Origin of the sequence: Pseudomonas sp. NPDC007930 (assembly GCF_042958985.1) — a bacterium.
Classification (GTDB): Bacteria; Pseudomonadota; Gammaproteobacteria; order Pseudomonadales; family Pseudomonadaceae; genus Aquipseudomonas.
The window spans coordinates 629,081-635,470 of sequence record NZ_JBIBKC010000002.1 but is presented as its reverse complement, the minus strand read 5'-3'; the positions used below and the strand labels follow the sequence as shown (position 1 = coordinate 635,470).

The following is a 6,390-nucleotide window of genomic DNA, read 5'->3' as shown; positions in this document are numbered from 1 at the left end:
GCCGATGGTAGTGTGGGGTTTCCCCATGTGAGAGTAGGTCATCGTCAAGATTAAACACCGCAGAACCCCGGTCGTGAAAACGATCGGGGTTTTGTTTTTTTCGGCTGTGGAAAACTCTGTGCATAACCTTATGCTCACCCAAAGCCCAAGCGCAAAAAAACCGCGCTACCCGTAGGCAGCGCGGTTCATCAACAACCGCCGCTGATCACACCAGCGCTTCGGTGTTAACCGCTACGTTATCCACAGCCTCGACCGCATCATGGCGCTGGATATACTTCCAATCCGCCTCATCGATGTAGATACCGTTGGGCCCGCTGCCACCTTCCAGGTCAATGGCGACCCGCGCCGACACCTGCGGCTTCACGCTCGCCAGGATGGGCGTGAAGCCCAACTGCTGGCTGGTTTCCAGCAGCGCTGCCTGGTTGCGTTCGTCGATGTCGGCAGCTTCATCTAGGTAGTAAGGCAAGCGAATCCGCCCGGCCTGTTCACGGTCCATCAGGTGCAGCAACAAGTACATGTTGGTCAGCGCCTTGATCGTCATGGTGGTGCCGTTGGACGCTGCGCCGTCGATGTCGGTGTGGATAACTGGCTGGCCGCCCACCTTGGTGATCTCGAACGCCAGCTCAAACAGGTCTTTCAAACCCAGCTGGTTATGGTTGGCGGCCACCAGCCGCGCCAGGTACTCCTTGGCTTCTTCGTTCTTGTTGTCTTGTTCAGCGCTTTGGCTGAGGTCGAACACCGAGAGCGTTTCGCCTTCTTCGTACTGGCCAGCGCTGTGGATAATCTGGTCGATGTGCTTGAGCGCATCCTTGTTAGGGGCCAACACGATGCGGAAGCTTTGCAGGTTCGACACCTGCTTGCGGTTGATCTCGCGGTTGAACAGCGCCAGTTGGTGTTCCAGGCTGTCGTAGTCACTGCGGATGTTGCGCAGGGTCCGGGCGATGTCGGTGACTGCGGCCCGGCGTGCCTTGCCCAGGGTGAGGGCTTCGTCCTGGCGGTGCGCGTAAGCGTTGATCAACAGTTGCAGGCGGCGCTCCTGGTCTTCTTCGCTGTCGAACTTGGCCACGCCCTTCAGGCGTACCTGGGCATACAGCGCTTCGATCTGGCCGTCTGCGCGCAGCAACGCCTGCCAGCTGTCCTGGTAGTCGTTGAGCAGCGGTAGCAGGTTGTCCATCGAGTCGTCGACCGGCTCCATCCACGGCGTGCCGAAGGGCAGGTCCGCTGGCAGCAGTTGGCGGCGGCGCAGGGCGTCGTCGAGGGTGCGCTGCTGGGCTTCGAGGTCGGCGATCTGCCGGCCTACCAGTTGCAACTTGGCGGACAGCTGCTGCACGCGCTCGGTGAACGCATCGCTGGCACGCTTGAGTTCGTCCTGGGCGGCTTCGAGCTGCGCCAGCTGCTCGAGCTTGTCAGGCTCCTCGGCGCTCAGGGTTTGCGTACGGCGGAAGTCCTCCAGCGCCTTTTGCGCATCGAGCACCTGTTGGTACAGGGCGTCGGTTTGCGCTTTGCTGGCGGCGCGGTCGGCGGCCACCGCCTGCTGGGTTTTCAACTGGCGCAGTTCTTTGTCGAGGCGTTCTTTCTGGTCACGCAAGGCGGCGCGGTCGGCCAGGGCTTGCAGGGCTGGGGGCTCGATATGCGAAAGGTCAAGGCTCAAGCCCGGGATCTCGAAGCGCTCGCCCTTGAAGCGATCGAGCACCGCCTCAATGGACTTCACCCAAGCATCACCCTCAGCCACCTCGATACCGTTGTCGCCCAGCGGCAGGCTGAACAGCGCGCCATTGAACAGGCGCATCAGCCGCTCAACGTCCTGCTGGGAAAATTCCTCGCGCAGGCGGGCGTAGCTGTTGTTGTCGGCGTGCTCCAGTTGCTGCTTGACCGCCTTCAGGCGGCGCTCCAGCTCGCGCAGGCGTTCGTCGAGGTCTTCGGCGCTGAACTGGCGTGATTGCGCCAAGGCGCCGGCCAGTTCGTCGTGGGCGTCTTTGGCGGCCAGCAGTTGCTGCTCCAGCACTTTTACATCATCGACCAGCGCGAAGCGGTGCTTGAGCACCGACAGTTCGCCCAGCCAACGCTGGATGCCGGTGATCTCGCGCTCCAGGCGCATCAGTTCCTGGGTTCCGCCACGCTGGTCGTTCTGCAGGGCGTCCTGCTCGCCGCGGTAGTGCTCGGCCTGGATCAGCAGTTCGTCCTTGCGCCCGCCAGCGTAGTCCTGCCAGGTGCCCAGCAGGTTGTCGAGCACTGGCGAGAGCCGGTGCAGCTTGCCGCGCAGCACGTCGCGCTGCTTCACGCCGCCGGCCAGGGCTTCGACCAGCGGGCCGGCGGTGACCAGCGCGTTGTAGTCGGTTTCCATCCGCCGTACGTCACGGAAGGCTTCTTCGCAGGCGGCGATGTAATCCACGCTGCCCGAGCGCAGGCTGTGCTCGAATGCGTCGAGAAACAACTGCTTGAGCTTGGCCGCGGTGATCTCGCGCATGTGCAGCAGGTTGATGAACAGCGCGCGGAAGGTCTTCAGGCTTTGCTCGCTGGTCGAGCGCAGCGGGATCAGCGTGAGGTCCAGTGGGATCGAGGTGTGCCCGCCCACCAGCAGCCGGCGCAGTTCATCCGGCTTGACCTCGTAGGCCTTGATGTTCGCCCGTTCAAGGTTGGCGAACAATTCCTTCTGGCGCAGGCAGGTGTCGTTCTTCTGGTAGTGGGCCAGGTCCAGCTCGCCGGCATAGGCAAAGAACTGGTGGCCGAAGCCGCCGCCTGGGCCACGGCCGACGCAACCGATCACATGGGGCCCGTGGGGCAACAGCACTTCACAGAGGATGTAGCTGGTGTCGGTGGCAAAGTAGAACCGGCGCGATTGTTCCAGGCTGTACTTGCCGAACGACATGTCGGACATACGCGCCAGGATCGGGAACTGCAAGGCGTTGATCGAGGCACTCTTGCCCAGGTTGTTGGCGCCGTACACCGACAACGGTTGCTCCAGCGGGAACAGCCCGAGGCTGTAGCCGGCGGTGTTCAGCAGGGCGAAGCGGCGAATGCCATAGCGGTCCTGGCTCATACGTCGATCTCCTGGCGTTCGGCGGCAATGGCGCGGGCCAGTGCCTGTTCTTCGGTTTCATCCTCGCCCTCGAACGGCGCGAGGTCGAGCGGGTCGGCGGTGTGCTCCAGGCCCGCGTCGGGGTCGGCCAGTTCCGGGGTGGGCAGCGGCAGGTGGCTGTGCACGCTGGCGGCCAGGTCGCGGTCCTGTTGTACCGCCAGGCACACATCGAGGAAGCGGTGCATCGGCGGCAAGAAGCGGTACACGCCGTTTTCCTCGCTGGCAAAGCCGAGTTGGGTCATGCGCCGCATCACCTTCTCTTCGAGCTCTTCCTGGGTTTGCACTTCGGCCTGGAGGAACAGGTCGCGGTATTTGTCGAGCAGCGAGGGCAATTCTTCACGCCCCAGGCTGCCGCCGTCGAGCACGGCCAGCGGGTCACGGCCTTGGTCAGCCAGGTGCTCAACCAGGATGAAGGTAAACAACGACAGGCGCTGGGCGGTTTTATTGACCTGCGCGGCGGCCTGCTCGGGCACGAAGTAATAGAAGCCGCGGGTGTCGCAGACCAGCTCGAAGCCCATGGCCTTGAACAGGCCGCGGTATTGGTCCTGGCAGTTGGACAACTGGGCATACAGCTCCGCGTCGCGGCGGCTGATGTGAAAGCCCTTGAACAGTTCGCGGAAGATCGGTGCCAGGTGGCTGAGTTCGGATAGATCAAGATGCATGGGGTGGGCTCGCAGTGGGGCCGGCCGCCGCAGTGGCGGTGGACAACAGGGCGAAGGAGCGCAGGCTGACCTGGTGCTCGCGGGTATGGTAGTCACGCCGTTCGAGGCGCTCGCGCACAAAGCGCTTCTCGCGGGACAGCCGCGAGAACCAGTAGAGTAATTCGTCGGTAGCACCGCCCGGCTCCTGGTCGAGCAGCCAGGCCATCAAGTCCGGCAGGGGCAGGGCGTTCTCGCAGCGTTCGAGCATTTCTTTCACCGTGCGCGGCGCTTGGGCCGGCTCGCCACGGGCCGGGCCCTTGTGCGCCTTGGGAAAGCGCGCCGGCTTGGCTTCGAAGCGCGCCAGGGCGTACACGTACGCCTCGACCTGGCTGGCACTGCCGAGAAAGTTGCTTTGCGGGCGGGTGAACATCGGCATCGCCGCTTGCGGCACGGCATCGATGCCCTTGCGCCGGATCGCCGCCAGCGCCAGCGCGGCGCCACGGGTGACGGCGTTGTGCCGGCGCGCTTCTTCGCGCAGCGGCAGCAGCAGCTCGCGGGCGCGGCGCAGGGTCAGCTGGGCGTTGGTTTGCATTTCGAGAATGCGCGCATGGGTGCGCACCAGCATGTCGTCGTCGACCAGGTGGCCCAGGCGCTGCTGCTCGCCAAGCAGGCGCAGCAGCACGTTCTCGACCTTGCGCACGCCTTGCTCGAAGGCGCCATCGGCGTGCACCAGTTGGATCATCGGCTCGACGTATTCGTCCCAGGTTGCCAGCACCTCGGCATAACGCTGGCGCAGCGGGATCTGCCGGTCGTGGGTCTTGGCCCGCTCGGCCACCGCCACCAGCGCCTGCTCGTCGTTGGCGAGTTTTTTCAGCACGTCGCGCACGCGCATGTCGAGCAGCCGCAGCTGCCGCGCCAGGTCGTTGCCGTCGCGGATGTCGAAGGCGTCCTGAATGTGCCCGGCCAGGCGCTCGAGGTGGCGCAGGTAGGCTTCGATCTCCAGGCACAGGCCCAGGCGGTGCTCATGGCGCAGGTAGGCGAGGAAGTCGTGGATCTGCGCGTTCAGCTCGAAACGGTTCGGGCTTTTCGCCACCGGTACGAGGATGTCGAGGCGGATCCACACGTCGAGCAGGGAGGTGATGTCTTGCGCGGTGCTTTCTACCTGCTGCCTTGCCAGCTGCTGGCGCAGTTCGCTCAGGCTCAGGGTGCCCTGGTCGAAGTGCTCGCACAGCGGCTCGAGCAAGGCCCAGTGTTCGGCAAGGGCGCGTAGAACGCGCTTGGGTTCGATCATGGAGGGCGGGCTCGCTGCCGGAAAAAGGCCGAATTGTACTGCATCGGCGGCGCCTGCGCGGCGCTGCTGATCGGCCCCGTGCCCGGCGGGCGATTTCGCGGTTAGAATAGCGCCTCGTTTACCACCGATGGCCCACCTGAGTGCTCACCGAACCCCGCCGCCGTGCCTACCTGGGCGCCATGCAGATCGTGCAATGGCTGCCGCGCGCCGAACTGCCGTTCGCCGCGCCGTCGCGCCCGGCGCTGTTCGAAGTGTTCAGCGAAGCAGAAGCCCCCGAGGCGCCCCAGGCGCAGGCGCCCGAACACGCCCCCGCGCCACAGCGCGAGGCGGTTGCGCCGCCGGCCGCCCGCCGGCCGCCGAAGATCGAAATTCCCCGGCCCCAGCCCAGCCGCCTGGCCAAGGCCGCCGAGCCCGAGCCGGCCACGGCCCCGGTAGCCGTGGCCAAGCCCACGCCGCCGCCGCGCTTCGCTTTGCAGTTGCTGCGCGCCGGCCGTTGCCTGCTGCTAGTCGAGCTGCCCACCGGCGAAGCGTTCCAAAGCCGAGACCCGGCCTACCTGCTGCTCAAGGACATGCTCCGCGCCGCCGGCCTGAGCGATGCGCCGCGGATCATCGGCGAGCCGGTGCGCTGGCCGCTGCTGGCCCGTGGCAACCTCGACCAGGGCCCAGAGGCCGCGCGGGATTTCGTCCAGGGCTTCGTCGCCGCCCAATGCGAGGCCGAGCCGTGCGCCTGCCTCTGGCTGGTGGGGCTGCCGGCACTGCGCTACAGCGCCGGTGGCGATGAAAGCGCCTGGTATACCGATTGGTCAGCCGATGGCCTGGGCCTGGTATGGGCCCTGCCGGGGCTTGAACTGTTGATGGACGAGCCGCCACGCAAGGCGGCCGTCTGGCACTCGATGCGCCGCATGATGGCGCGCTGGAAACCGCTTGATGAGTGATGCATTGTCGTTCCGCCGCATGACCGAGGCTGACCTCGAGGCGGTGCTGAAAATCGAATACGCCGCCTACACCCACCCTTGGACCCGGGGGATTTTCCTCGACGGGCTGAAATCCTACGAAATCTGGCTGATGTTCGACGGCCAGCAGCAGGTGGGCCACGGGGTAATCAACGTGATCATCGATGAAGCGCACCTGCTCAACATCACCGTCAAGCCTGAAAGCCAGGGCCGTGGGCTCGGCCTCAAGCTGCTGGAGCAGTTGATGGCGCGCGCCGGCGAGCGTGGCGGCAATGAGTGCTTCCTCGAAGTACGCGCCAGCAACCAGGCGGCGTACCGCCTGTACGAGCGCTACGGCTTCAACGAAATCGGCCGCCGCCGGGACTACTACCCCGCCGCCGGCGGCCGTGAAGACGCCATCGTGATGGCGTGCACACTGCTGTAGCG

5 protein-coding genes are annotated in these 6,390 nt (G+C 65.2%); 2 read left to right on the top strand and 3 right to left on the bottom strand.

The window, feature by feature from the left end; all coding sequences use genetic code 11:
• Positions 1-205: 205 nt before the first annotated feature.
• From mksF to mksB, 3 genes are read right to left on the bottom strand one after another with little or no spacing between them, the layout of a single operon-like run.
• On the bottom strand, positions 206-3,040 hold the full coding sequence (gene mksF / locus ACFZCE_RS07410; protein ID WP_390937476.1) for an Mks condensin complex protein MksF: 2,835 nt from the start codon (positions 3,038-3,040) through the stop codon (positions 206-208).
• Positions 3,037-3,741 carry an Mks condensin complex protein MksE gene (gene mksE, locus ACFZCE_RS07405; protein ID WP_390937474.1) on the bottom strand — a complete coding sequence of 235 codons (705 nt, stop codon included), beginning with the start codon at positions 3,739-3,741 and terminating at the stop codon, positions 3,037-3,039. Before mksE ends, mksF begins: the two co-directional genes overlap by 4 nt.
• Positions 3,731-5,011: an Mks condensin complex protein MksB gene (gene mksB, locus ACFZCE_RS07400; protein WP_390937471.1), complete on the bottom strand. Its 1,281-nt coding sequence runs from the start codon at positions 5,009-5,011 to the stop codon at positions 3,731-3,733. Before mksB ends, mksE begins: the two co-directional genes overlap by 11 nt.
• Before the next feature lie 140 nt (positions 5,012-5,151).
• Here mksB and ACFZCE_RS07395 point away from each other — a divergent pair, with 140 nt between their 5' ends.
• A complete protein-coding gene (locus tag ACFZCE_RS07395; protein WP_390937469.1) occupies positions 5,152-5,946 on the top strand; it encodes an energy transducer TonB in 795 nt (264 codons plus the stop codon).
• Positions 5,939-6,388 carry a ribosomal protein S18-alanine N-acetyltransferase gene (gene rimI / locus ACFZCE_RS07390; protein WP_390937467.1) on the top strand — a complete coding sequence of 150 codons (450 nt, stop codon included), beginning with the start codon at positions 5,939-5,941 and terminating at the stop codon, positions 6,386-6,388. The genes ACFZCE_RS07395 and rimI overlap by 8 nt, the downstream gene beginning before the upstream one ends.
• The last annotated feature ends 2 nt before the right edge of the window (positions 6,389-6,390 follow it).

Coding starts and splice junctions, on each gene's coding strand:
- mksF (WP_390937476.1), bottom strand. CDS start 3,040: ATGAGCCAGGACCGCTATGGCATTCGCCGCTTCGCCCTGCTGAACACC.
- mksE (WP_390937474.1), bottom strand. CDS start 3,741: ATGCATCTTGATCTATCCGAACTCAGCCACCTGGCACCGATCTTCCGC.
- mksB (WP_390937471.1), bottom strand. CDS start 5,011: ATGATCGAACCCAAGCGCGTTCTACGCGCCCTTGCCGAACACTGGGCC.
- rimI (WP_390937467.1), top strand. CDS start 5,939: ATGAGTGATGCATTGTCGTTCCGCCGCATGACCGAGGCTGACCTCGAG.